Annotated in this window: 25 protein-coding genes; 13 read left to right on the forward strand and 12 right to left on the reverse strand. The window is 40.1% G+C overall.

The features are described from left to right. Window positions 1-35: 35 nt before the first annotated feature. Window positions 36-455 (reverse strand): PACE efflux transporter, encoded by a 420-nt coding sequence (locus QUE46_RS19500; RefSeq protein ID WP_286248293.1) that lies wholly within the window; start codon window positions 453-455, stop codon window positions 36-38. Window positions 456-541: 86 nt separating this feature from the next. Between QUE46_RS19500 and QUE46_RS19505 the strand changes: the two genes are divergently transcribed. Next, entirely contained in the window at window positions 542-1417 is an 876-nt protein-coding gene (locus QUE46_RS19505; RefSeq protein WP_286248295.1) for a LysR family transcriptional regulator, read from the forward strand. A gap of 134 nt (window positions 1418-1551) precedes the next feature. After that, window positions 1552-2559, forward strand: coding sequence for a zinc-binding alcohol dehydrogenase family protein (locus QUE46_RS19510; RefSeq protein WP_286248298.1), 1008 nt, complete (start codon window positions 1552-1554; stop codon window positions 2557-2559). Window positions 2560-2784: 225 nt separating this feature from the next. Here the strand turns inward: QUE46_RS19510 and QUE46_RS19515 are convergent, their stop codons facing one another. Both QUE46_RS19515 and QUE46_RS19520 read right to left on the reverse strand, forming a co-directional pair. Continuing rightward, the gene (locus QUE46_RS19515) at window positions 2785-3732 is read right to left on the reverse strand and encodes a LysR family transcriptional regulator (RefSeq protein WP_286248300.1); all 948 of its coding nucleotides are present in this window, start codon (window positions 3730-3732) and stop codon (window positions 2785-2787) included. 1 nt (window position 3733) lies between these two features. Then, on the reverse strand, window positions 3734-4639 hold the full coding sequence (locus QUE46_RS19520; RefSeq protein WP_286248302.1) for a LysR family transcriptional regulator: 906 nt from the start codon (window positions 4637-4639) through the stop codon (window positions 3734-3736). 104 nt (window positions 4640-4743) lie between these two features. Between QUE46_RS19520 and QUE46_RS19525 the strand changes: the two genes are divergently transcribed. Next, window positions 4744-5535 (forward strand): class III extradiol ring-cleavage dioxygenase, encoded by a 792-nt coding sequence (locus tag QUE46_RS19525; protein WP_286248304.1) that lies wholly within the window; start codon window positions 4744-4746, stop codon window positions 5533-5535. 118 nt (window positions 5536-5653) lie between these two features. On the opposite strand, the gene QUE46_RS19530 is transcribed toward QUE46_RS19525, so the two are convergent. Continuing rightward, on the reverse strand, window positions 5654-6280 hold the full coding sequence (locus tag QUE46_RS19530; RefSeq protein ID WP_286248307.1) for a DJ-1/PfpI family protein: 627 nt from the start codon (window positions 6278-6280) through the stop codon (window positions 5654-5656). Between the two features lie 222 nt (window positions 6281-6502). Between QUE46_RS19530 and QUE46_RS19535 the strand changes: the two genes are divergently transcribed. The 7 genes from QUE46_RS19535 (at window position 6503) to QUE46_RS19565 (ending at window position 15635) form a co-directional block, all read left to right on the forward strand. Next, window positions 6503-7180: a haloacid dehalogenase type II gene (locus QUE46_RS19535; protein ID WP_286248308.1), complete on the forward strand. Its 678-nt coding sequence runs from the start codon at window positions 6503-6505 to the stop codon at window positions 7178-7180. 355 nt (window positions 7181-7535) lie between these two features. Then, on the forward strand, window positions 7536-9074 hold the full coding sequence (locus tag QUE46_RS19540; RefSeq protein WP_286248310.1) for an aspartate aminotransferase family protein: 1539 nt from the start codon (window positions 7536-7538) through the stop codon (window positions 9072-9074). Further along, window positions 9074-10393, forward strand: coding sequence for a lysine N(6)-hydroxylase/L-ornithine N(5)-oxygenase family protein (locus tag QUE46_RS19545; RefSeq protein ID WP_286248312.1), 1320 nt, complete (start codon window positions 9074-9076; stop codon window positions 10391-10393). The genes QUE46_RS19540 and QUE46_RS19545 overlap by 1 nt, the downstream gene beginning before the upstream one ends. After that, complete coding sequence (locus QUE46_RS19550) at window positions 10390-11568, forward strand: MFS transporter (RefSeq protein WP_286248315.1); 1179 nt, start codon at window positions 10390-10392, stop codon at window positions 11566-11568. Before QUE46_RS19545 ends, QUE46_RS19550 begins: the two co-directional genes overlap by 4 nt. A 24-nt stretch (window positions 11569-11592) precedes the next feature. Continuing rightward, entirely contained in the window at window positions 11593-13941 is a 2349-nt protein-coding gene (locus QUE46_RS19555) for a GNAT family N-acetyltransferase (RefSeq protein ID WP_286248317.1), read from the forward strand. Further along, window positions 13934-14572: a hypothetical protein gene (locus QUE46_RS19560; RefSeq protein WP_286248319.1), complete on the forward strand. Its 639-nt coding sequence runs from the start codon at window positions 13934-13936 to the stop codon at window positions 14570-14572. The genes QUE46_RS19555 and QUE46_RS19560 overlap by 8 nt, the downstream gene beginning before the upstream one ends. After that, window positions 14556-15635, forward strand: coding sequence for a heparan-alpha-glucosaminide N-acetyltransferase domain-containing protein (locus tag QUE46_RS19565; RefSeq protein WP_286248322.1), 1080 nt, complete (start codon window positions 14556-14558; stop codon window positions 15633-15635). The genes QUE46_RS19560 and QUE46_RS19565 overlap by 17 nt, the downstream gene beginning before the upstream one ends. Window positions 15636-15671: 36 nt before the next feature. Here the strand turns inward: QUE46_RS19565 and QUE46_RS19570 are convergent, their stop codons facing one another. Continuing rightward, complete coding sequence (locus QUE46_RS19570) at window positions 15672-16538, reverse strand: LysR family transcriptional regulator (protein WP_286248323.1); 867 nt, start codon at window positions 16536-16538, stop codon at window positions 15672-15674. A gap of 101 nt (window positions 16539-16639) precedes the next feature. On the opposite strand from QUE46_RS19570, the gene QUE46_RS19575 reads away from it, so the two are divergent. After that, window positions 16640-17140, forward strand: a complete 501-nt coding sequence (locus QUE46_RS19575; protein ID WP_008130525.1) for a lactoylglutathione lyase family protein — start codon at window positions 16640-16642, stop codon at window positions 17138-17140. 97 nt (window positions 17141-17237) lie between these two features. On the opposite strand, the gene QUE46_RS19580 is transcribed toward QUE46_RS19575, so the two are convergent. Both QUE46_RS19580 and QUE46_RS19585 read right to left on the reverse strand, forming a co-directional pair. Further along, on the reverse strand, window positions 17238-18476 hold the full coding sequence (locus QUE46_RS19580) for an ABC transporter permease (RefSeq protein WP_286248346.1): 1239 nt from the start codon (window positions 18474-18476) through the stop codon (window positions 17238-17240). After that, window positions 18470-19180: an ABC transporter ATP-binding protein gene (locus QUE46_RS19585; RefSeq protein ID WP_374761409.1), complete on the reverse strand. Its 711-nt coding sequence runs from the start codon at window positions 19178-19180 to the stop codon at window positions 18470-18472. Before QUE46_RS19585 ends, QUE46_RS19580 begins: the two co-directional genes overlap by 7 nt. Before the next feature lie 80 nt (window positions 19181-19260). Between QUE46_RS19585 and QUE46_RS19590 the strand changes: the two genes are divergently transcribed. Beyond that, window positions 19261-19839 (forward strand): DUF3299 domain-containing protein, encoded by a 579-nt coding sequence (locus QUE46_RS19590; protein WP_286248348.1) that lies wholly within the window; start codon window positions 19261-19263, stop codon window positions 19837-19839. A gap of 1 nt (window position 19840) precedes the next feature. Beyond that, window positions 19841-20278, forward strand: a complete 438-nt coding sequence (locus QUE46_RS19595) for a hypothetical protein (RefSeq protein ID WP_286248350.1) — start codon at window positions 19841-19843, stop codon at window positions 20276-20278. A 192-nt stretch (window positions 20279-20470) separates the two neighbouring features. Here the strand turns inward: QUE46_RS19595 and QUE46_RS19600 are convergent, their stop codons facing one another. The 5 genes from QUE46_RS19600 to otnK form a co-directional block, all read right to left on the reverse strand. Next, window positions 20471-21442 carry a class 1 fructose-bisphosphatase gene (locus tag QUE46_RS19600; protein ID WP_286248352.1) on the reverse strand — a complete coding sequence of 324 codons (972 nt, stop codon included), beginning with the start codon at window positions 21440-21442 and terminating at the stop codon, window positions 20471-20473. A gap of 7 nt (window positions 21443-21449) precedes the next feature. Next, entirely contained in the window at window positions 21450-22526 is a 1077-nt protein-coding gene (gene fbaA, locus QUE46_RS19605) for a class II fructose-bisphosphate aldolase (RefSeq protein ID WP_374761416.1), read from the reverse strand. A gap of 50 nt (window positions 22527-22576) precedes the next feature. Further along, complete coding sequence (otnC, locus tag QUE46_RS19610) at window positions 22577-23215, reverse strand: 3-oxo-tetronate 4-phosphate decarboxylase (RefSeq protein ID WP_286248355.1); 639 nt, start codon at window positions 23213-23215, stop codon at window positions 22577-22579. 144 nt (window positions 23216-23359) lie between these two features. Beyond that, window positions 23360-24505, reverse strand: coding sequence for an OprO/OprP family phosphate-selective porin (locus QUE46_RS19615; RefSeq protein ID WP_286248356.1), 1146 nt, complete (start codon window positions 24503-24505; stop codon window positions 23360-23362). Window positions 24506-24587: 82 nt separating this feature from the next. Continuing rightward, the gene (gene otnK / locus QUE46_RS19620) at window positions 24588-25862 is read right to left on the reverse strand and encodes a 3-oxo-tetronate kinase (RefSeq protein ID WP_286248359.1); all 1275 of its coding nucleotides are present in this window, start codon (window positions 25860-25862) and stop codon (window positions 24588-24590) included. Window positions 25863-25897 lie beyond the last annotated feature (35 nt).

A 25897-nucleotide genomic window follows, 5' to 3' on the forward strand; every position in this document is an offset into this window, starting at 1 on the left:
AGTGTATGTGAGTTAGCTTGGGCTTATCAAGTACATTAGGAGTTATTAAACCATTTTTTATAAGGCTGGTACTTGTCGTACAGTACATTAAAAACGTAGGTGTATATGAGTATAAACACTAAAAAGCTTGCCTCTAGCATAATGGCTGTAAACCAACTTACATTTAAATACCAAGCAATTACAGGAAGCGTTATTACTACCATACCTAGCTCAAAGCCACATGCATGAGTAATACGCGTTATTAAAGTGCGCTCTAAGCGGTTATGGCCTGCTAATTTATCAAAAATAATGTTGTAAATATAATTCCAACACATAGCAAATAACGATAAACCAACCCCTACTACACTCATTTTACCCGCCTCAAACCCCGCAAATAGTACAGTGCTTGGTATTACAATGGCTAAGGCTATTATTTCAAACATAACAGCCTGAAAAATACGTTCTAGTGTGTTCATAAATAACTTATTTAAAGAATGACGATGTGGGTATTTTCATTCATTATTAAGATATTAAATAGTTAACTAGTATCGGTAAAAGCGATATGTTTAGTGTTGAACAATTACATGCATTTGTAGCAACGGTTGATTCGGGGTCGTTTTCGGCAGCAGCAAGGCAATTAGGTAAAGCGCAGTCGGTAATAAGCCAACATATAATTAACCTTGAAATAGACTGCAATGCTACTTTATTTGAACGCACTGGTCGCTATCCACAATTAACCCAAGCGGGGCATAAATTACTCCCTCATGCACACGCTTTATTAAATCAGCATCAACGGCTTTTAAATTCGGCTTTAGCATTAAACGACTCAACCCCAAGTGAGGTAACTATAGCCTTAGATGAAGGGATACCATTTAGCGCTATGGCAAGCGTTGTTGAGGAGCTAAATAATGCGTACCCAAATGTAACGCTTGAATTTTTAAGCGCCTCAAGTCTCGATATTATTGATTTACTAAAACAAGAAACCCCACTAACAGGCATTATTTTTAGTGAGCTGAATTTACCCACAAATTTAGATTATGAGTGCATAGGTAGCGTTAACTTTGATTTATATGTGGCTAAATCGCACCCATTGGCAAAAGAGGCTGTAAAAAATATTGATAGTTTACGCTTATATAGACAGCTGTTAATTCGCTCGCGTAATACGCAAACCAGTAGTTTTCAGCTAAAGGTAAGCCCCGACGTACTTTTTGCCGACAACTACTACTTATTACTGCAGCTAACATTACAAGGGCACGGCTGGTGCCTACTACCAGAGCATGTTGCGCATGAGGCACTGCAGGCTAATGAGTTAGTTAGGCTACCCATAGAGTTTGAAAAAATGCAGTGGCACGCTAATGTTGATATTTTGCAGCACCAAAAATACAGCGATCTCGCTATTTTTAAAACACTTAGAAAGCAGCTTCGAAATATTTTATAACGCTTATGTATGAGTTTTATTATGGATTTTTACATCCATAATAATTGGGTGTTTTGTCTCTTTTTTAATAGCGTTGGTAAAGCCAAAATAGCGTCATCAACACAGAGTATTAACTAGCTAAAGAGGCAACTCCCATGAAAGCAATCGGATATCAACAAAGTTTACCTATCGAAAACGAGCTATCACTACAAGACATTGAACTTGAAACGCCAACAGCAGACGGCCACGATATTTTAGTTGAAGTTAAAGCGGTATCGGTTAATCCGGTTGATTTTAAAATTCGTCAAGCAATGCCAGCGGCAGATGGCGAATATAAAGTAATTGGTTGGGATGCAACTGGGGTTGTTAAATCGGTTGGCGAAAACGTTTCGTTATTTAAGCCAGGCGACAAAGTATGGTACGCGGGCGACATAACTCGCTCAGGCAGTAACGCGCAGTTTCAATTAGTTGACGAGCGTATTGTTGGCCATATGCCAAGTTCGCTTTCGTATGGCGAAGCCGCTGCATTGCCGCTTACCAGCATTACTGCGTGGGAGTTATTGTTTGACCGTTTAAACGTAGCTAAAAACGATGACTCTAAAAGCATTTTAGTTATTGGAGCCGCCGGTGGTGTGGGTTCAATTATGGTACAGCTGTTAAAGCAGCGCACTAAATTAAATATTATTGCCAGCGCCTCTCGCCCCGAAACAATATCGTGGTTAGAAGATTTAGGTGCCGATACTATTGTTAATCACCGCAATCTATTAAGTGAAGAGTTTGCAGCTAAAAACTTAAGCGAAGTAGATTACGTAGTAAGCTTAAACAATACTGAGCAACACTTACCTGAAATTGAAAAAGTAGTGAAGCCACAAGGTCAATTTGCACTTATTGATGACCCTGAAACACTTAATATTGTGCCATTTAAAAATAAAAGTGTGTCGGTACATTGGGAGCTTATGTTTACTCGCTCGTTATTTAAAACCGACGATATGCAAGAGCAGCACGTTATTTTAAACAACGTAGCCACGATGATTGACCAAGGGCAAATTAAAACCACGGTAGGTGAGCACTTAGGTAAAATTAACGCTGCCAATTTACGCAAAGCGCATCAGCACCTTGAAACCCAAACAGCTAAAGGCAAAGTGGTTTTAGAAGGTTTTTAAGCTAGCTCGCGTATAACGTTTTTTTGAGTATACAGGCCCCTAACGGGGCTTTTTTGTGGCTGTTATACCAATCCGCATAATTAAGTGATCTATTTTGAGGATGGCTAAACGTGTTGATAGCAAGGCAAAAAAATCGCTATTTAGTTGTTCTAAATGAGAATTTTTTAACGCAGATAGCGACACGTTTAGCCCCTGAAAATGATTAAGTATTAATGCGGATTGGTATTAATTATAAAGCTGTTTGTAATTAGGAATATGGTTAACCCAAAATGCAGGGCTGCCAATATACTCTTGTACAGTTTTTATAAATTCGCTTACCAGTGGCGTTTGTTTACGGTGCGGATACAATGCATAAATACCAGTGCCCGATGCGCTAAGCTTATAGTTGGTTAAAAGTGGCACTAACCCCATTTCGTCTATGGGTTTTTCTAGGTTAAATAAATCAAGCATTACATACCCAACACCTGCTTTAGTCGCATCAAGCATGGCGCGTACGTCACTTACTTTATAATTGCCCTTCATTTTGTGGGTTTTGAATTCATCACCATGAGGTTGTGTGCTTAATTTAACTTGATCTAGGCTTACATCGCCATTGCCGTAAACTATTGCAGGCAAAGCTAAAAGCTCCTCAGGTGTATTTGGCATACCATGGCGCGCTATAAAATCGTGCGAGGCAACCAGTGCAAAATGCATGTCAGATATTTTTTTTGCCATTAAGTTTGAGTCGTCAAGTTTGCCAATTCTAAATGCTAAATCGTAATGGTCGCTAATAATATCGTTGCGCTTATCATCAAGCATTAGGGTAGTTTTTACCTCTGGGTACTTTTGCATAAATATATTAATAACAGGCTGAATATACTGTTGCCCAAAAAACATGCCTGAGGTAATGCGTAAAATGCCTTTAGGTTTGGCTAGGTACGAGTCGGCAATACTATGAATATCACTAAGGGTATCTATAAGAATATGCGCTTGTTGGAGTATTTCATCCCCTGCTGAGGTAAGCGAAAACGAGCGCGTAGACCGGTTAAGTAATTGCACACCTAAGCTGCTTTCAAGCTTTTTAATTTGCTTAGAAAGTGATGAGTTATCCATATCGTTTAATGCGGCAGCTTTAGCAAATGAGCCTTGTTGTACTACATCTACAAATAACGCTAATTGATTGGTTATCGACATGTCATTCTCCTAAATCCCAATAAGGCACATCGCCATAATAGCCACTCGTAAAATCAACAAATGCACGTACTTTACTAGGCAAAAACTGCCTGTTTGCGTACACCATGTAAAGCCCCATAGGCTCTGGCTCATGGTTTTGTAAAATACGCACAACTTTACCCTGTGCGAGTGCCTCACCAGCTATAAAGGTAGGTTGCATAGCAATGCCGCCACCTGCAATGGCTGTATTTAGCAATAAATCGCCGTTGTTAGCCACTAAATTGCTTTCAAGTTTAAACTCGCTTTTAAGCTCATTGACTCCTGTAAGCCTTTTTGCCGGCTCAGCGTTGGCGTAGCGTAAATAGTTATGCTGCTGAAGCTCTTGTAGTGTAGTGGGTGTACCGTGCTGCTTTAAATACACAGGCGATGCAAATACCGCTAAGCGTATAGGCGCTATTTTTTTAGCAATAAGGGATGAATTTTTTAACACCCCAATACGCAGCGCTATATCAATGCCTTGTTCAACAATATCTACAAATTGGTCAGTGAGTTTTAAATCTAACTTTAAATTTGGATACTGCTTTTGAAACTCAACCAGCAGTGGTGCTAAATGCTTAACCCCAAACGACATAGGCGCACTAATACTCAGCACACCCGATACGTTTTCGCTTAAGTTATTAAGCGAGTTTTCCATATCGTCTATATCGCCAAGTACTTGTAGGCAGCGAGTAAAATAGTGATCCCCCGCCTCGGTGGTGCTTACTTTTCGTGTGGTGCGGTGCAATAAACGGGTAGACAGCCCCTCTTCCAGTGCTGATACATATTTACTCACCAATTGCGGCGATATATCGAGTTTATCGGCGGCTTTAGAAAATGAACCCTCTTGCACTACGCTCACAAAAGTTTTCATGGTGGTTAGCTTGTCCATAATTAACAATACGTTGTTTGTAATTTATAAATAAATAGCATATTTATCACCAAATTAAAAAGCAATAAAGTGGCTATATTAAAATAGACTAATTAGGTAATAGCATGGTTCAGCCCGCTTTATTTATTTCACATGGCTCGCCAATAATGGCAATTCAGCAATCTCCCACTTCTGATTTTTTAACATCGCTTAGTAAAATGCTTAAAACACCGAGCGCTATTATTATTTTTTCGGCCCATTTTGATGTTGCTAACAATGACACAAGCAACAACATAGTGATTACTGCAGGCAAAGCGCCCAAAACCATTCACGACTTTTATAATTTCCCTGCCCATATGTATAACATTAAATATCCCGCACCGGGCGAGCCTTCACTTGCTAACGATATTGCAGCGCGCTTTAAAGACAAAGGTATTGAGGCCGAGCTTAATGCAAGCCAAGGCTGGGATCATGGTGTATGGATACCTCTGCGCTTAATGTACCCACAGGCTAATATTCCTATCGTGCAGGTGTCTATAAATACGCGTTTAGGCGCAAAAGCCATGTACGAATTCGGGCAGTTACTTGCCCCACTTCGCGAGCAAAATATATTAATTATTGGCTCCGGCGGGATTAGCCATAATCTACCCGAAATATTTAAAAAGCCACCTACACCTAATCGTGTGCAAATGGTTAATGAGTTTACTCAATGGGTTGAACAAACGCTTTTAGTGCAAGACACAGCCGCCCTGTTAGATTATTTAAACCAAGCACCGCATGTGTTATTTAACCACCCTACTCAAGAACACTTTTTACCATTATTTGCGGCAATGGGTGCAGGCGGCACGCAGGTTGAAAAACTCTTTAGTGATACCGAAATGGATATTTTAGCGCTCGATGCGTATAAGTTTTATTAATTTTAATTAGTACAGTGCAAGCACCTAGTCGTTTATTTAATCAAAGTGTAATGGGGGTTTACAAAGCGCATGTTGGGTTAAGATCAGCAAAGGCCAACATAAATTTATAAAATAGGCTTTAACGCAGCTTTTTAATGTAATTAGATGTGGCATTATTTTTATGCGCGTCACCATAAATAATTGGTGACGGGTAGTATTCTGCGTCTAACTGAATGTTTGAGGCTACATCATCACCAAAATAATCGGCAATAAAAGCAAGGCACATATCCATACCCGCTGAAACACCCGCACAAGACCAAATATTACCATCTTTAACAAAGCGTTCTTCAACTACGGTTACAGTGTTATCTTTTTTAAGATGCTCTAAAAAAGCCCAATGGGTGGTTGCTTTTTTGTGCTTAAATAACCCAGCTTTTTGCATTAAATACATACCAGTACATATAGATAAAATACTGTGGCAGTTTTCAGCTGTTTTTTTAAGATAATTAATAACATCGGTGTCTTCCATTGCTAGACGCGCACCACTGCCGCCGGGTACAAATAATACATCGGGCTGCAATGAGTCAGTAAAGTGATAATCGGCACTAAAACGCAATCCGTGCTCTCCTGAGGGGGTCATAGAGTTTAGCGATATTAATTTGGGTTTTTCACATAGCCCTTTTTCTGCTAGCAGGCCTATGAGTTCCCAAGAACCAACTAAATCCAGCTCTTCAACTTTGTCATAAATTAAAAAATATATTTTCATACTATGTCCCTTAGTCTTTTAATTTTTATAGCTTATTAAATAATTTGCCTAAAAGTGCTTCCGCATAATTGCGCAAGCCTTTTTATTTAAGCTATAAAACCACAATTTTATGCGTTATTACATTATTACTTAGGTAAATCATATTAATTTGAGCAATCGTTCAAAGTAAGTTAAGCTCAGAGCGACTAACCTACAAGTAATTTAAATTTATTGGGAGTAAACATGGCAACCACACTCGCATTTGACGTATACGGCACGCTTATAAATACCCATGGCGTACTGACCTTACTTGAAGATATGATGGGCGATAACGCGCAAAACTTTTCAAATACATGGCGCGAAAAACAGTTGGAATACTCCTTTAGGCGCGGATTAATGCAAAACTATATACCGTTTTCATTATGTACAAAACAAGCTCTCGATTACGCGTGTTTAGCGCATAAAACGCAGCTTAGTGATGACCAAAAACGGCAATTACTTGAGCAATATAAAATTTTACCCGCCTTTGACGATGTTAAAAAAGGGCTTGAGCAACTTAAAACACAAAACTACCGATTGTTTGCGTTTTCTAATGGCGCTGCGGATGCGGTAAATCAATTGCTCGAAACCGCAGGTATTAGTGAGCTTTTTGAAGGCGTTGTAAGCGCCGACGATATGAAAACATTTAAGCCAAACCCAGGTGTTTACAGCCATTTATTACGCGAAACCAATTCAACGGGTGCAAATACGTGGCTTATTTCGAGTAATCCGTTTGATATAACCGGCGCTATTTCGCATGGTATGCGCGGTGCGTGGATAAAACGCTCAGAAGACTCTATTTTTGATCCGTGGGAAATTCAGCCAACTACTGTTGCCACTGACTTAGTGGATTTAGAAAACAAGCTCGAAGAGAACAATTAAACCGCATTTTTACTTTTATGTCCCTCTTTAGAGCTTTAGGTTTAACCTAGTTATAAAGGGGGGTTGTTATAATACGTTATCTGTTAGCTCCTTTTTCCCCTTCTCCCCATCTCTCAACTCTTATCCTTCAACCAGCGTACTTACTTTACTAACTGTAATTATTTAGCACGCGCCTTTGCACCTTCCCATAGCTCATTTTACATACTCTTTTAGTTTTAAATGTAATTCCTTATAACTAATCAATCACTTATAAATGCAAAAATAAAGCTATATCTAACCCTTAATCATTATTGTAAATGCAAATTGTTACCATTAAGATCCTCAACCCCAATATAAGTACAACCAAGGAGCGAATATGTCACAATTACAATCGGCGCAGCTCAGCTCAGTCGAAAGCCAAGCATTATTTGAACAAAATGGGTTACCTCCTCAATTTAATCTCGAGCAGTTTATTAACTACCAAATAGCGTCGCTGCAGGGGCTCTCGGCTGTGCAACAAGCTATGGCAAAAGCGCAAAAGCCGTTTTCTGGCGTGGCGGTTAATACGCTTGCCGCCACTGTAAATGATGTAGATTTAGCCAAACCTCTCGCTGATTTCCCTGCGGTATTAAACGAGCTTAAAAGCGTGTATTTAGATCACGCTGTGTATTTTCATCATCCGCGTTACATGGCGCATTTAAATTGCCCTGTTACGTACCCTGCGGTTGTGGCTGAGCACATCATAGGCGCAATCAACACTTCAGTAGACACCTGGGATCAAAGTGCTGGCGCGACCCTTATCGAGCAAAAATTAATTGACTGGAGCTGTGAAAAAGCAAAGCTACCGAGTACTGCCGATGGCGTTTTTACAAGTGGTGGTACGCAATCGAATTTAATGGCCATGCTAGTTGCACGAGAAGTTGCCGTGAGCCGCTATGCCCCTGATCACCAGGTAAAACTGCAAGGTTTGCCAAACGTGGCCTCGCGTTTTCGTATTTATTGCTCAGAGGTGGCGCATTTTAGTATTCAAAAGGCTGCGGCGTTATTGGGCTTAGGTTATAACGCGGTAGTCCCTGTGGCTACAAACAGCAAAATGCAAATGGATATGGACGCGCTTAACCATGCAATTGCAGATTCTAAAGCCAAGGGCGATTTACCCATAGCGGTGGTTGTTACCGCCGGTACGACTGATTTTGGCTCAATTGACCCAATTGAAGACATAGCAAAACTTGCTAAAAAAGAGCAGCTTTGGTGCCATGTAGATGGCGCATACGGCGGCGGATTATTGGTCAGTGAGCACCATCGCAGTGCCTTAAACGGTATAGAGCTCGTAGATTCAATTACTATTGATTACCATAAATCGTTTATGCAACCGGTTAGCTGCAGTGCTTTTTTATTAAGTGACAAACGCCACTTTAGCCATATTACCCTTTACGCCGACTATCTTAACCCGCTTGCTGAGGCCGGCAATGGCACGCCAAATTTAGTTGATAAAAGCTTACAAACCACACGCCGTTTTGATGCCTTAAAGCTTTGGCTAACACTGCGCACCATGGGCGAAGCGCCACTTGGCCGAGCATTTGATAAAGTAATTGGCCTTGCTCGTCAAACCCACATTGTGCTTAACGAGCACCCTGATTTTGAAGTTATAAATTACCCAGAGCTTAGCGCGCTGGTATTTCGCTTTGCGCCAGAGGAGTTAAAACATAACCCCGATTTACTCGACACTTTAAACTTGCACGTACGCCAAACATTTTTAAAAACTGGTGAAGCCATGATTGCACGCACCAAAATTAACGGCCGACACTACCTTAAATTTACGTTACTTAATGCCCAGTGCCAATTGAGCGATGTGCGCGCCGTGCTTGAACAAATTAGCACTATTGCGTGGCAAATGTATAAGGAGCAAAAATAATGAGTAGCCAACCTTATGATTTTATAGCCATTGGTCTTGGCCCGTTTAATTTATCGTTAGCATGTTTAAGCGAACCACTAGAGGGCGTTAAAAGTTTATTTTTAGAGCAGCGTAGCCAATTTGATTGGCACCCAGGCATGATGCTAGAAGGTGTTACTTTGCAAACGCCGTTTATGTCTGACTTAGTGACTCTTGCAGATCCTACTAGCCAGTACAGTTTTTTAAATTATGCCAAGCTTAATAATCGCTTATACCCATTTTATATTCGCGAGAGCTTTTTTTTACTGCGTAAAGAATACAACCTCTATTGCCAATGGGTGTGCTCGCAGCTGAGTAACGTAAGCTTTGAGCAAAGTGTAACTAAGGTTGAATTTTGCCAGCAAACTCAGTGCTATACCGTTACCTGTAATACCCCAAACGGGGAGCAAAAATACGTTACGCGCCACTTAGTGCTTGGCACCGGGCCTGCCCCATATATTCCTGATTGTGCAGTGCAAAGTAATTCTAATAACGTAATGCACAGTAGCGACTTTTGCCATCGCCTTGATGAGCTAAAATCGGCTAAGCGCGTAACGGTTGTAGGAGCAGGACAAAGTGCTGCCGAAATTTATCACACCCTATTACAACAAGCCGTGCCACACGGTTTGCAACTAGATTGGATTGCTCGCTCACCGCGTTATTTTCCGCTGGAGTACACCAAGCTCACCCTTGAGATGACCTCACCTGAGTATGTTGATTACTTTTATAATTTAAAAACCGAGCAACGAGATTGGCTTAACCAAAATCAAAAAAACTTATTTAAAGGCATTAATGGCGATTTAATTAACGACATTTTTGACACCCTTTACGCGCAAAGCCTAGATGGGCCTATTTCTACCACATTTAAAACAAACAGCAAGCTGACTAATACGCGAAAAAGTGCTGGGCGTTTAGTGACTGAGTTTTATCATCAAGAGCTAAATGAAGCCTTTGAAATAAAAACCGATTACTTAATTTGTGCCACGGGCTTTAAATACAAACGCCCCGCATTTTTAAACCCCATTGCACAGCAGCTCCCAGAAGATGAGCAAGGTCGTTATATAGTGAGCCGTGAATACGCAATAGACACTGACCAAAAACGCATATTTGTACAAAATGCAGAGCAGCACACCCACGGTTTTGTAACCCCCGATTTAGGCATGGCGTGTTATCGCAACAGTATAATTTTGCGCGAAATACTCGGTTATGCCCCGTATCAGGTTGAGCAAAAAATTGCATTTCAGTGTTTTGATTTAAGCGATGTAGAAACTCATTCACAGCAAAAGAGTAACGCCGCATGAGTTTACGTTTAGCGCTTATTTTGCTTACGGTTATTTCGGTGGTGTGCGACACCTTATTACTGCCGTTTTATCCGCAATTTTTTGCCAGCGAATTTTCTGTAAGTAACCCCACGCTTATTGGTGTGTTTGTAGCTAACTGTTGTATTACGGTTATGTTGGCATTACCGCTGTGGGCAAAGGTTGCCAAAAAATACCACGAGCTGGCGCTTTGGCTTGTAACGCAAGTGATTGCCGCATGCTTTGGTTTGCTTTGTTATTTTGCAACTAACGTTTGGGAATTTTGGTTTTATTATCAACTTATGTTGGTGCTTAAAGCCAGCTACCTGCTTATCTACCCGTTTGCACTGCGTTTAGAGCAGCAAAGTAAGCACCTTTCTATTATCGGGTTGTTTTCGGTACTTATGCACTTTGGCGCTATTGGTGGCGCGTTAGTGGGCGGGTACTTTTTTAGCTTAAACGAACCGCGTTATGCATTGTTATTAAGTGCGGCGGGCGATGTAGTACAAGTGCTGCTGTGCGCCTATTTAATGCTGAGCTTAAAGCTAGGTATTTACCAGCAAGCGATTGAAAGCGAAAAACCACGTACACGCATACCTTATTTTATATGGCAATTTTGTTTTATAAGCGTAGTTGTTTACTTTAGCGCGTTTTTAATTAGGCCATTTTTTACGACCCATTGGCAGGGTATGAGCGCGCAAAGCAGTGCGTTTGTAAGTGCGCTTGTGTACGCCATTCCTGCTTTTTCAGCCCTACTAATGCTGTTGTTTAACCACTTTAGGCAGCGCTTACCTGTTCCTACGCTTAGCCGCACAAGCACATTATTGTGCGCGCTTATTTTGGGCGCTATTGGGCTTTATTTACAGGCGCAAGAGTCGGTGTGGTTAGTTGTGAGCTCGCGCATTCTATACGGTATAGCGCTGTTTCAAGTAATGGTTTTATTAGAGGTTATGTTATTTGCTAAAAGTGAGCCTGCTCACTACGGCAGTGATTTTGCCAAAGTGCATGTTGCGCAAAATATTGGCGTTATTTTAGCGTCGTTATTGGTGGGTATGAGTGTGGAATATTTTAATACTACCGTGCCCTTTTACTTTGCTGCCATTGGCTTTGCAAGCCTTGGCGCTATTTTGCTATGGCGGGTTAAATTTGTTGGCCGCACTGCACACACAGCCACTTAATAATTAAAAGATTTAGGAGTTTTTATGTATTTTTCATCTTTTGTAACTACGTTACAACACACTGGCAATGTGACTATGCGGTTACTTCAGCAAAGCGACATGCCTATTATTTGTCAGTGGCTTACACTGCCTTATGCGCATTTTTGGGGTATGAGTAAACACACACCCGAGCAAATGTGCAGCGCCTACCAAGATATAATAAACAACCCGCATCATCATGCCTATGTTATTGAGCAAAATAATGAGATACTTGCCCTTGTTGAGCTTTACAGCCCAAAGCACGACAAACTACTCGCAGCTGCCTATGAGGTAATGCCAAACGATACCGGCATGCACATTTTACTTGCTCCAAATACAAAGCCAAAACGCCATTTTAGCTTTGAAATAATGCAGTGCGTATTGCACAGTATTTTTACCCATAACGATAATGCGCGGGTAGTAGTAGAGCCCGATATTGCCAATAGTAAAATTCATACCTTAAATAAGCGTTTAGGCTTTGTGCATACTAAGCAAATAACCCTTGGTGATAAAAACGCCTACCTTGGGTTTTGTAATAAAGCCGCGTTTGAAACGCATGTATATTTACATCATAAAACCCAAGCGCACATAAGTTCTGACTATGTAAAGTTTGATCACTGGCAGTGGGCAAACAGGCACTTACAATGTAAAGCCATTAGCGAGCTGGTACACGAGCGCTTATTGGTTGCAGAGCAAACCCCGCAAGGTTTTAAAGTCAATATTGAAGGGGGTTACTTTTTATTTAATGGCCGTGCTATGGCGCTTAACCACATAGATATAGACGAGCCAAGCTTATGTTTTTATAACCTTAACAACGAGCAAGTAGCGCTTGATGTACTGCACTTTTTTAGTGTGCAAGGCCCTGCGCTGGGTTTAACTGGCGAGCGTTTAGCCACCTACCTTGAAGAGCTTAACGCCACACTTGCCAGTGCCTGTTATAAACGCGAAAACAACACGCTTAGCGCAGCCGAACTTGCGAAATTAGGGCTGCAACAAATAGAGGCTGCAATGAGCGAAGGCCACCCTGCATTTGTGGCTAATAACGGCCGAATTGGTTTTAGCAAAAACGACTTTTTACGCTATGCGCCAGAAGTAGGCAAACCATTTAAAGTACTCTGGTTAGCGGCGCACAAAACAGTATGTGATTTTGCTTATAGTGAATACTTTAGTGACTACCCAAGCCACATTAGTGGCGAGCTTGATTTAACCACCCGTGATGCGTTTAACAAAGCGCTAAAAGCGCAAAACCTAAACCCTGGCGACTACCTATTTATGCCGGCCCATCCGTGGCAGTACCAACATAAATTAAGTGTGGTATTTGCCAACGAGTTTGCCAATAACCGCTTAGTGTATTTAGGTGAAGGCGACGATTTATATCAAGCGCAGCAATCTATTCGTACGTTATATAACTGCTCGCACCCGCATAAACCGTATTTAAAAGTAGCGCTATCTATTTTAAATATGGGCTTTATGCGTGGGCTTTCGCGCGCTTATATGGCGGTTACTCCGGCCATAAATGATTGGGTGTTTAATAAAGTAAACCACGACCCAACACTTAGCGCGTGTAACTTTACAGCACTTAGAGAGTACGCCACGTTAGGGTATGCGCATCACACTTTTGAGCAAAGTGCACTCGGTGATACGCCGTATCGTAAAATGTTTGCGTGTTTATGGCGCGAAAACCCAAACCATAACTTACAAAATAATGAGCAGCTCACCACCATGGCCGCATTGCTGCACCTAGATAACAACGGTAAAAGTATGGCAGGTGCATTAATAGATCAAAGCGGTTTAAGCACACACGCTTGGCTGCAAAGCTATTTTAACGCCTACCTCATTCCTTTAGTGCATTGTTTTTATGCCCATAAATTAGTGTTTATGCCCCACGGCGAAAACCTCATTTTAAAGCTTAAAAATTCAGTACCTGTGGGCGCTTACATGAAAGACATAGGCGAAGAAGTCGCGCTGCTTAATAGCACTGAGTCTTTACCTGAGGAAGTGTCGCGGATTCATATTGCTATGCCTAAAGAGCTTGAATTACTAAGTATATTTACCGATGTATTTGACTGCTTTTTTAGATACCTAGTCGCTATTTTAGTAAGAGAGGCGCGCATTACCGAGCACGATTTTTGGCAAGGCGTTGCGCAAAGTGTAAACGCGTATCAACAAGCCAACCCTACCTTAAATGAGCGCTTTAAAGAGTATGACTTTTTTAGTGATGAATTTGCACATTCTTGCTTAAACCGCTTACAGCTTGGCAATAATAAGCAAATGGTTGATTTAACCGACCCCGCAGGCAGCTTACAGTTTGCAGGAAATTTAGATAACCCGGTATCGGCAAAGCTGTATGGCTAAGCCTAATACCCTTTCGCACTTTTTATTTTGCCCAAATGAGCCGGTTGCTGCGGCTCATCCAAGCTTAGATTTAGTGCGCAAATTAGCGGTTCATTGCAAGGCGCATTACCCCCATGCGCCTACGCAATTTATTAGCCGGCATTTATATTTGCAGCTTTGTTGGCAAGCTATTTATGCCTATTGTTATTGGCATACGTGCAAACACAATGCGCACAATCCAATGCAGTTACAGTTAAAAATGAGCGGCGCGTATAGCCGAGGGTTTACCCTTACAGGCGCGCCTTTATTAAGTAAAGCTGAGCAAAATAATGCACTAATTGAATTTGTAAGCTGTGTAGGTAAGTGGATAAATAACGATTATGCGCTGGGTAAAAAAGAGCAAGGCCGGTTGTTAATCGACACGCTTAACAGCGCATTTGAGCGCGCTCATAGCTTAAATTTAGCCAGTGCTGGGCACATTACACATTGCCATCAACAGCTACATAACTTAATCAGTAATCACTTTAATTTAAACACCTCATTTAAATTAACGCCTAAGCGCTTAACGTGCTGTCGTTATTATTTAGCAGGTTATAACAAATGCCAAACCTGCCCAAAAAAGGATATTAAAACCAATGAACACACGTCTTAAAACGATTGACCTTGCCCGAGGTGCGAGCGTTTTTATTATGATTTTAGTCCACACTTTATGGATGTACTCGAGCACAGAGCTTCAAAGTGAAAGCCTATTTGGCGCTGTTATTCATATACTTGGCAAAGGCACAGCCTCGTTTTTGGTGGCAATGGGGCTATCTATGGCCCTTTCGCGTAGGCAAACGCCCATGTTATTAATTAAGCGCGGCATACAGCTTTTACTACTTGCCTATTTAATGAATGCGGCAAAGTTTTGGCTACCCATTGAGGTATTTAATACCATGCCCGAGGCATTTATAAATGCCTATGGCTGGCAAAGTCCGCTCAGTGCGGGGCAATTACAATTTATGGTACTCACAGGTGATATTTTACAACTTGCCGGAGTAAGCTTATTGCTGTTTGGGACACTTAATATTGCCCGTTGGAAAACCGCATGGATTGCATGCTTAGCCATTGCTATTGCACTTATAAGCCAGTTTGTAAGGGGGCAGCAGTTTGCGCTTTCGCCGTATATTAGCGATTTGTTTTTTGCTAATAACTACCAGGTTTATTTTCCGGTGTTTCCGTGGATAAGCGCTATATTAACCGGCTACGTGCTTGGGCGTTTATACATAAATAGTCAGCATAATGCTGCGTACTTATATAGTGTATGTGCAAAGTTAGGTGCTGCATTATTAATTATTGGTACAGCGTGGCTTATTACTGACTTTAAGGGACAGTTTGGTAATTTTTTCCATTTAAATGGCGGCGGTATTATTTATTTAATCGGTTTAAATTTATTTGGTTTAGCGGTAATAGAGTATGTATTTGCTAATAAATTTAACGGCCCTATTACACGGGCTCTTTTGTATGCGAGCAAACATGTAACGGCCCTTTACATTATTCAATGGGTGCTAATTTGCTGGCTTATGGGCGTGTTTGGTTATCATACACAGTCACTATGGCCAACACTGTGCTTAATGGTGCTTATGAGTTTACTCACTTTTTCAGTGCACAAAGTGTATTTGCAAAGTAAATTAATAATCACAGATATAGTCCAAAAAAATAAACGTACAGCTTAGGTTGTAAAGGAGCTTTACGAATGCAATAAAAGCGCCCTAGTTCGCTTTTATTGCTTCAATTACTGTATTCATACGCTTTGCCATTGGCCTATTGCGATGATGACACACATAAATATTTTCACTGATTGGGTTAGCTAAATGGTGCGTTTTAATAAGCGCAGGTTTATTAAATGCGCTAACGGCGTGCGCAGGTAAAACCGTAAAACCCAGTCCTAAACTTACTGGCTCCAGTATCAAACTTATTTGGTTAGAAAAGCCCGTGCGCTTAAATTGATCAACATGTTCAAACTCATTGTAGTTTTCGCTAAGTAATAGCTGAGCGTGGTGTTTTGCATCGGGGTGGCCAATAAAGCCAAGCTCACACAAAGCCTCCCATGTTGGGTTTTTAATATGTGCAGGGGTTACTAATAATAAAGATTCTTTACCTATTTTGTGACTGGTAACTTCGCTAAGCGTGGGGGCTTGGGTTAAAAAGCCTATGTCGGCACTGTGGTTTGCCACAGCTTGCTCTACACTTGTATTGGGTGCAAACCTATAATCAATATTAAGCTCGGTATGCTTTTCTTGTAGTGCTAACAACTGGCTATAAAATTGCAGCCCACAACTACCTGGCGATTGTATTTTTACTAGGCCACTGTATGGCGAGTCATCTTTTAATTGTTGTTCTAAAAATTGCCATTCTTTTAATAACAAGCTGCCTTGCTGATACAAATTTTGCCCATGTACAGTAAGGGTAAATTGTTTGCCGTGACGCTCTAATAGCGCGCAGTTTACTTGTTGTTCTAGCTTTTTAATATGCTGGCTCACGCCAGATTGGGTCATAAAAAGGCGCTCGGCGGTTTGGGTAAAGTGATTTACCTCAACCAACGTACAAAACGTGTTTAACCATGTCGGGTTTATCATTACAAAACATACTCAAAATGATGATTAATGATAATTTTACTTAATGAAGGCTAATTCGTAAACTAACTCCATCAACTAATCACAGTTAAAGAGGACATATTATGAGTCATACATATCCGCGTAGTTTTTCGCACATTGGTATTTCTGTACCGGATGTTGAAAAAGCCGTCGAGTTTTACACTAAGGTGATGGGCTGGTACACCATAATGGAGCCTACCGTGATCACTGAAGATAACAGCCCAATTGGCGAAATGTGTACCGATGTATTTGGTCCAAATTGGGAAAAATTTAAAATAGCGCACCTTTCAACAGGCGACCGTATTGGTGTAGAAATTTTTGAATTTAAAGACCAAGAAAACCCTAAAGACAACTTTGAATACTGGAAAACCGGTATCTTTCATTTTTGTGTACAAGACCCAGATGTTGAAGGCTTAGCGGACCGCATTGTTGCTGCAGGTGGTAAAAAACGTATGCCAGAGCCACGTTACTACTACCCTGGCGAAAAGCCGTACCGCATGATCTACATGGAAGACCCGTTTGGTAACATCCTTGAGATTTACAGCCACAGCTACGAGCTTATTTACAGCGCAGGCGCTTACTAAACTTAACTAGTTTAAAAAAGTTTAGCTAAAAACAAAGACCGCAGTATTTATTACTGCGGCCTTTTTGTTTAGTACGTGGTGCCACTTTTAAAGGGGACTAACTTTTAGCACTAAGTGAGCTATGCAGGGCATTTTTATAGGCCTCATACGCGGGTATAGCTGAGGTAATAATAGCGGCAACAGTAATCACGGTTATTACTTTTAGCGTTTCTAGGTTAAGCATGTTTGCATTTAAAAATAAGCCGTACGTGGCGCCTAGCCAATCCCCTAAAAGCCATAAAGTTAAACTGAGTAAAGCCGTTGCGGCCGCACTTGAAATTAATACCAAAATTAACGCCTCTACCAGTACTAAGCTAAAAATAACGCTTGGCCCTGCGCCCAGTACACGTAGCACGGCAATTTCGTTTTTACGCTGCGCCATTGAGGCAAGTAACATGGTTGATAAGCCAAATAACGACGATACCAATACCAAAATACCAATAACGCGTAATAGGTTTTCAACGGTTGCCATCATTTGCCAAAGCTCGGTCATGGCAACACCGGGTAACACGGCCATTAACCTATCAGCTTTATAGTTGTTTATATCGCGCTGTAATTTAAAGGTTGAAAACTTAGACTTTAAACCCAGCATTACTGCGGTAATGCTCTTAGGTGTGGTGTTTACTGAGTCTACATTATTAAGTAACTTAGCTTGTTTTGCCGGTGATAAATGTATGGCCTCAATGGCGTTTAAGCTTACATGTATTGTTTTATCAACGGGTGTGCCAGTGGGGTTAAGTATGCCTTTTATAATAAAAGGGGTGTTGTCGTGATGGGTAAAGCTTGTGTTACCAATGCCATGGGCAATCACTACGCTTTGGCCAATTTTATAATTCAGTTTTTTGGCTACATCGGCCCCTATTACCGCTTCAAATAATGTATTAAAAGGCTGGCCGCTATTAAAAGTAAGTGGTTGCTTAGTGCCGTATTTAAAGTGCTCAAAGTAGCTGTTATTGGTGCCCATTACTCTAAAACCGCGGTGCGAGTCGCCAAGCGAAATAGGTATAGCCCATTTGACTAATGAACTGCTCTTTAGGGTTTCATAGCTTTTATAATTAATATTACTGGTGGGGCTACCCATTCTAAATACTGAGTAAAGCAACAGGTTTAACTGCCCGCTAGGTGCGCCTACTATCATATCTACATCTGAAATGGTTCTGTTAAAGCTCTCTTTGGCTTGCTGGCGAATATACTCAACACTTAACAGTACGCTAATACTTATAAGTAATGATAAAAACGTAAGTATGACCGATTTGCGCCTACTGGCTAAGCTGCTCCACGCTAACGATACTAGCATTTTTTGCTCCCCTCTTTTAAAAGCGAAGTTACATCAACACTTAGCTTAAAAAATTGTTGTAAGTGCATATCGTGACTTACAAATACAAGCGTTATGCTGTGCTGCTTACATAAATCAATGAGTAAGGTCATAAATGCATCGCGCGATGCGGCGTCTAATGCTGAGGTGGGTTCGTCAACTAGTAGCAGTTTAGGTTTATTTATTAAAGCGCGGGCAATGGCCACACGTTGCTGTTGGCCCACACTTAGTGTATTTGCTGCTTTGTGCAAAATAGTAGTTGGTAACTTAAGCGCTAAAAGCAGTGCGCTCGCCTCTTGCTCTATTTGCGTATTGCCCGTTTTTGCAAAGTAATTAGCCAGCTGAATATTTTTTAAAACACTTAAATACGGTATTAAATTAAACTGCTGAAACACCACGCCAATGTTCTGGGCTCTAAATTTATCGCGCTTTTTTAACGAAAGCGTTGAAAATGCTTGATCAAGCAAGGTTATATCGCCACTTTGTGGTGTTAGCACCCCTGCTAATAAATTAAGTAATGTGGTTTTACCTGAGCCAGACTCGCCGTGTAAAAACACCTGTTCCCCCTGCTTTACTTGCCAAGTAGGAATATAAAACGAGGTTTTATCGGCTTTGTGGTACTTATAGTTAAGTTGATTAATATGTATGGCAAAGGGAGCTGAGGCCGAAGAGAATGTATTTGGCAAAGATGAGACTCCTATGGTTTGATAATGAATGATATGTTATAACGTTTTTCCTGAGCCCATAAGCCAATTGAGATGAAAATATGTCAAAAAATGTAACTAAAATGGTTGCTTGGTTTGTTAGAGCCTTGGCCAGTTTAGTAATTACCTGTGAGTCAGTGGCTAAAAGTTCAAGCTACGAACAAATAGAGTGGATTCAGTTAATGCCTAAAGACGATTTAGACGCACTGCTTAATCCGCCAGAGTATTTAACCGAAATTGAAGATGGCTCAGAGCAAGACACACTCGATAGCCTAGACGCTAAGCCGTTCGAAAACGAGCAAGATAAACGCTATCAGCAAGCATTAAGCTCCGCACGAGTAATTGAGAGCTATAATAATAAAAAGATTCGTGTGCCTGGTTTTATCGTGCCGCTTGAATCTGAAGAAGGTAAGCGCATTAGTGAGTTTTTTGTAGTGCCTTACTTTGGGGCGTGTTTGCATATGCCGCCACCGCCGCCAAACCAAATAATTTATGTTAAATTTGAACAAGGCGTTGAGCTGCAAAGCCTATACGACGCATTCTGGTTTGAAGGAAAAATAACAATAAATACCGTAGAAAACGAATTAGGTACATCGGCTTACGAGCTTAAGTTAGACCGAGTGTTACCGTACGAGGAATAATATGAATAAAAAATACCTGCTCTGCTCATTAGTATTAGCAAGTGCATCTGCTGGCGTTAATGCGTGCGAGTTTCACTCTGGGGTTGGCTTAAATCAGTTTCATCCTTTTGCTCGTCAAAGCTTTCAGACGCCTATATTTGAGCGCTTTTCTGTAAAGCACGCTAAACAAGCGCAAGTAAATGTTGGCGATACAAGCACAGCTAACTTTAGCTACTTAGTACCTAAACGTTACAGCGCGGTAAGTGTTAAATTTGTAGCGCCACAAGGTATTAAACTTACCGGCGAGCCTTCAATATTATTAGAGCGCACACGCGGAATACACAGCTTAAAATACGTTGCTAATAAACCCGGTAAATCAGAAATTTTGGTGCAAATAAGCGGCCTTTTAAATGCAAAGCCTTTTACGCTAGAGCAAAAAATAGAAGTAACAGCGAGTTAAAATAGGTAACGATAAATTGGGCTATTGATGTGGCTTATATGTTAAATATGTATTTTTTGATATTAAAAAAATGCTTAACGCTATTTATAAAAAGCGTTAAGCATTGGTTTTAGCGCCTATATTTACGTGAATTATAGAGCACTGATGTAATTAACTTACTTTGGTTGGGGTTGGTATTTTAAAAGTAGTTAATTATTCCTTTAAGTAACTTAAGCAGATATCTACTTCTCCAGCAGAGCCTATTATAACGGGGACTCTTTGGTGGATATCATATGGGGTTACATCTAGAATACGTTCATTTTCTGTATATGCTTTGCCTTTAGCATTTTCTACCAAAAATGCGATAGGGTTGGCTTCATACAGTAGTCTTAACTTGGCTGGCTTGTGTGGATTCGAAATGTCGGATGGGTAGCAAAAAATACCCCCTCTATACAAAATTCTATGCATATCACCAACCATAGAGCCATTCCATCGCATATTAAAACGTTTAGCTCTTTTATCATTTTCTCCAGCGATTAAATGCTCAACATATTTTTTAAATTGGGTAGGCCATTTGCAATAGTTTGCAATATTAATTGAAAACTCATTAGTATCGTGTGTAATAGTAACGTCTTTATTTGACATAAAATAATCACCACGAGTGCGATCTAACGTAAAAATCTTTGTTGGACCGCCAACAGAAATCACCAGTAAAGTTGAAGCACCATATAAAACATAACCGGCACAAAGCTGTTGCGAGCCTTTTTGCGAAAACTGTTTTTTACTATTTGAAGGCTCTTTTTTTAGGGCCGCATAAATAGTAAAAATAGTCCCAATTTGCCCATTGATATCTATATTCGATGAGCCATCGAGTGGATCAAATGCTACAACGTAGTTTCCATTTTCATTGCCGGCAACAACAAAATCTTCTTCTTCTGATGCAAGAGTTTTAACCGTTTTATTTTTAAGAAGTGCAACCTTTAAAATATCATTACTAATAACGTCTAATTTTTTTTGGGTTTCACCTTGAATATTTTGCTCGGTTGTAACGCCTAATACTCCAGCTAATTCACCTTGCCCAACTTTTGAAGCTATATGCGTACATGCGTTTAATAAGGTTGTAATTAATGAGCATAAAGCTGGGTTTGTGTCTTGGCTTTCTAAATAATTATTAATAGTTTGCATAGGGCTCTCAATATTTATTTATACAATTTAATGTTTCAAAAAATTTATAAAGATTGGTCGCCATAGAGCTTTCAGACTGCCTTATCCATACTCGTGGATCATAATATTGCTTATTTGGTAAATCTTCGCCTTCAGGGTTACCAATTTGACTTTGTAGATAAGCTTCTTTACTTTTTGAATATTCTAATACACCTTTCCAACTAGCCCATTGCATATCAGTATCAATATTCATTTTTATAACACCATAGCTAATTGCTTCTTCTATATCGGAGCTGTTAGAGCCTGAGCCACCATGAAAAACAAAAGATAAAGGCTTAGCTAAAAGGTGATATTTTTCTTCCACAAATAGTTGTGAGTTTTTTAAAATTTTAGGAGTTAACTTAACATTCCCCGGTTTATACACGCCATGAACATTGCCAAACGACGCTGCTATGGTAAAGTTTTCACTTACTTTATTAAGGTTTTCATACGCATAAGCAACATCTTCAGGTTGTGTATATAATAATGAACTATCAATGTTAGTGTTATCTACGCCATCTTCTTCACCACCAGTACAACCAAGCTCGATTTCTAAGCCCATATTTATTTGTTTCATTCTTTGTAAATAGGATGCACATATAGCGATATTTTCTTTAAGAGGCTCTTGTGATAAATCAATCATATGAGAGCTAAATAATGGAACACCAAAGTTTTTAAAGTGTTCTTCGCCAGCGGCTAATAAGCCATCAATCCATGGTAATAATTCTTTTGAAGCATGATCAGTATGTAAGATAACAGGTATATCATAGTGTTCTGCTGCTTCATGTACATATTTAGCAGCTGCAACGGCCCCTGCAATTGCAGCTTCATGTCCACTCAAAGGGCTACCTTTACCTATGAAAAAAGAAGCGCCGCTGTATGATAGTTGTATAATGACAGGAGATTTTGCATGAGTGGCGGCTTCCAGCACAGCGTTTATTGAGCTAGTGCCAATTACATTTACCGCAGGATAGGCAAACTGGTTTTTTTTAGCAAAATCATAAAGCTTTGTTACATCTTCGCCTGTTTTAACACCACAAGAAATAATTTTTGATAACATTTTAATTCTCCACAAACGAGTAAGTACATTTCCCTAAAGGCGATGTATTACTCCCTTTAAATTTTTTTAGGGTATTTTTTATTTAATTCGCTTATTGCCTCAGGCGTTAATGGTTGCGTTTCCATATTTTTAAGCATCAAGTAAAGTTTGGCGGTTTCTTCTAACTCTTCCGTTGCGTATACAGCATCTTTGAGAGAGGTCCCTGCAACTACAGGCCCATGGTTAGCTAGCAAAAGTGCATGTGATTTACTCGCTTTTTCTTTAACGGCTTGCGCTAAATTAATATCGCCAGGAGCAAAGTATGGAATTAAAGGCAAAATACCAATACGCATAACATAGTAAGCAGTAAGAGGTGGGAGCACATTTTCAGTGCAGCCATGTTGCATACAACTTACCGCAGATGAATGCGAACAATGAAGGTGCACAACCGCTTTTGCCTTTGAGCGTTGTTCATACATGGCCATATGCAAAAAAGATTCTTTTGTAGGTTCATGCCCTGAAAGTAAATTTCCTTGTGCATCTAAAACTGATAGCTCACTAGGTTTTAAATCAGCCATTGATGACCCTGTTGGTGTCATAATAAAACCAGTTTCGGTTTTAACGCTTATGTTTCCGCTTGACCCAAAAGAGTAGCCACGATGATAAAGAGAGCTTGCCATCTCGATAATTTGATCTTTAATTTTAGAGTTATTCAACTTTCTACCTTAAAAAATAGTTTTAAGCTTATGTATTTAGTGGTTATTTATCCCAAGAATAAATAACCACATTAATAGTAAACACTCATGTTAATGGGATTGTTTATTTGTAATCATGCGTGCTTTACATAACTGCAAGTTTGTTTAAAACACATACTGCAAACGAGCTACAAAGGCTTGCCCATCATCCTCCGAACCAGTTAAAGCAACCTGGCTCGGACCAGAAACATCACCAAATACATAGTTGTAAGACATACGAACACTTTCATTTATATAATGGTTTGCACCAATGGTAATAACTTCTGCTTTAGTACCTGAAGTATCAGTCGTCATATCAAAAGTGCTCAAACGAGCAAATATTTCCCATTGATTATTTAAGTTTGTTGGTTTGTCCCATTTAGCGCTGCCTTTACTATATTTTCTTGAATTATCACTAAGAAAGTAGCCTAACTGGGCATAGCCACCCTCAAATGTTTCATCAGGGCCTTGATTAGCAGATACATCGATTTGACCATATTCAGCACTTAGGTGTACTCGACCAACTTGATAACCAAACTCACCAACAAGCAACATTGCGCTACTAGCATCTATTTGTTGTGCACCAACTTGACTTGAAAAGTTAGCTAAACGATTTTGATCTTTACGAACTTCGCCGGTTTGCCTGATTGAAAAATCATTAGATCCCCAGTTTCGATGGCTAGCAGATAAACCTAAATGTAAGACTTCATTATTATCTGTGTTGGAGTAAGTTAATCGGCCTGTTGTTGCAAGTTGTAGAGAGCCATCAGCTTCATTACCATCAGCTAATTCTTGATCTTTAGTTAAACTAACGGAGTAACGCAGACCATTTTGCATAGCATGACTGTATTGAACACCATAGTTAAAGCCTACTTGAAAGGTATCTGGGATCATGGCTCGTTCGATTGATGTTACCCATTTACTCGACGTCATGCCTTGCAATGAAATGTCTTCTTTTAGTTTTCCGGCATTGAGCTTTTTATCTTTACCAAAGCCTTTATATGTAACTGTTGCACCATGTAAAACAGTTTCGCCATCATCGTAATCTAGAATTACTTTATACGAAAAATCCCCGTGACTACTTGCAAAATAAACTCGCCCTCTGCGCACATAAATATCGGTTCCTGTGCCATTCCCTGGATTATAAGCGCCATCGTAAGCTGCAAAATCTAAATGTAAACGTCCTCCCAATTTAACCGTTGTAGCTTTTTCAAGCTTATCTATACGACTTTCAAGTGATTCGAAGTCTTCTGCTAATACCGTAAATGACATGCTAGTAGCAAAACTTAAGCTTATTAATGTTGTTAGTGTGTTTATTTTGTACATTACTTTCCCCAGTTTATTTATATGAATATTATTGTGTGTTTTTATGTGTGATTAATTGTTGTGCTTTTATAAAAAAATCAATGTCTCCAAAATTTCCTGACTTTAAAGCCAAAAAAATTGAAGTGTTTAAAGCTTTTACCCATGGAACACCGGGTACTATTTGTGCACCTATTTCTAATGCTTCTACATCGAGAGCTTTAGTTACTGAGCCCGATGTTTCTCCCCCTGCCACCACAAAGTTCTTAACGCCTGCGTATTGAAGTTTTTTACACACTTTGGCAAATAAGGCTTCTACAGCAGCGCTGCTTTTCTCTTCGCCATATTTATTTTGAGTGATTTTTAATTGCTCTTTAGGCGCGGTTGCATATACAAGAGGTGCTAAATCTGTGTTTTGGTGATTGAGTACCCATTGGCAAATTTCATCATCGTAAGCTGAGTTGTTAATGCACTCTCCTACATCCACTTGAAAGTGAGGGGCAAGATTTAAGTACATGTTCACTTGTGCATTTGTCATTTGTGAGCATGAACCTGATATAACAACACTTGGTGCAGCTAAAGGCGTTATACTTTTAAGTTGAGTTTTTCTTAATGATTTATTTTTAAAAGACTGTGCAATTCCGGCTGCTAAACCAGAACCACCGGTAACCAAAGGCAGCTCGAAGGACGCTTGTGCAATTATATTAAGGTGCTGATCAGTAAAGGCATCAACAACAATATAGTTAGATCCTTTGTCAAAAAGTGTATCCATGGTTTTTTTCAAATGTTCGGAACCTTTTTCCACATCGTTATAAAACACACTAGTGGCAAGGCCTTTACTTTGATTATTCATTAATAGTTCGACTTTAGACTCAAGCATTGGAGTGACAGGGTGGTCTTTCATACCCGATTCGTTTAGTCGTTGATGATTGACAAAAAGGTGCCCATTGATCACGCAGCGCCCGTTAACAGGTAGTGCGGGGCATACAATTGTATGTTTACAATTTAATGCTTCCAGTAATGCATCAGTTACTGGCCCAATATTACCTTGTGAGGTGCTGTCAAATGTTGAACAGTACTTAAAGTAAAATTTGCTACAGCCTTGAGCCTTTAACCATTCCAAAGCTTCTAAAGAGTCACTAATAGCTTCATTCACCAAACACGATCGTGATTTAAGACTGATGACTATTGCATCAGTGCTAGCCGCAGTATTAATTGTTTTTTTGGGTGTTCCGCTATATTGAATAGCACTTAAACCGTTAACAACTAAAAAGCTTGCTATATCTGTTGCACCTGTAAAGTCATCGGCAATAACGCCAATACGCATGTTATTCTCCTAAAAAAAGGACAGTTGAACCCATT

Source organism: Pseudoalteromonas sp. MM1 (assembly GCF_030296835.1).
In the GTDB taxonomy this organism is placed as follows: Bacteria; Pseudomonadota; Gammaproteobacteria; order Enterobacterales; family Alteromonadaceae; genus Pseudoalteromonas.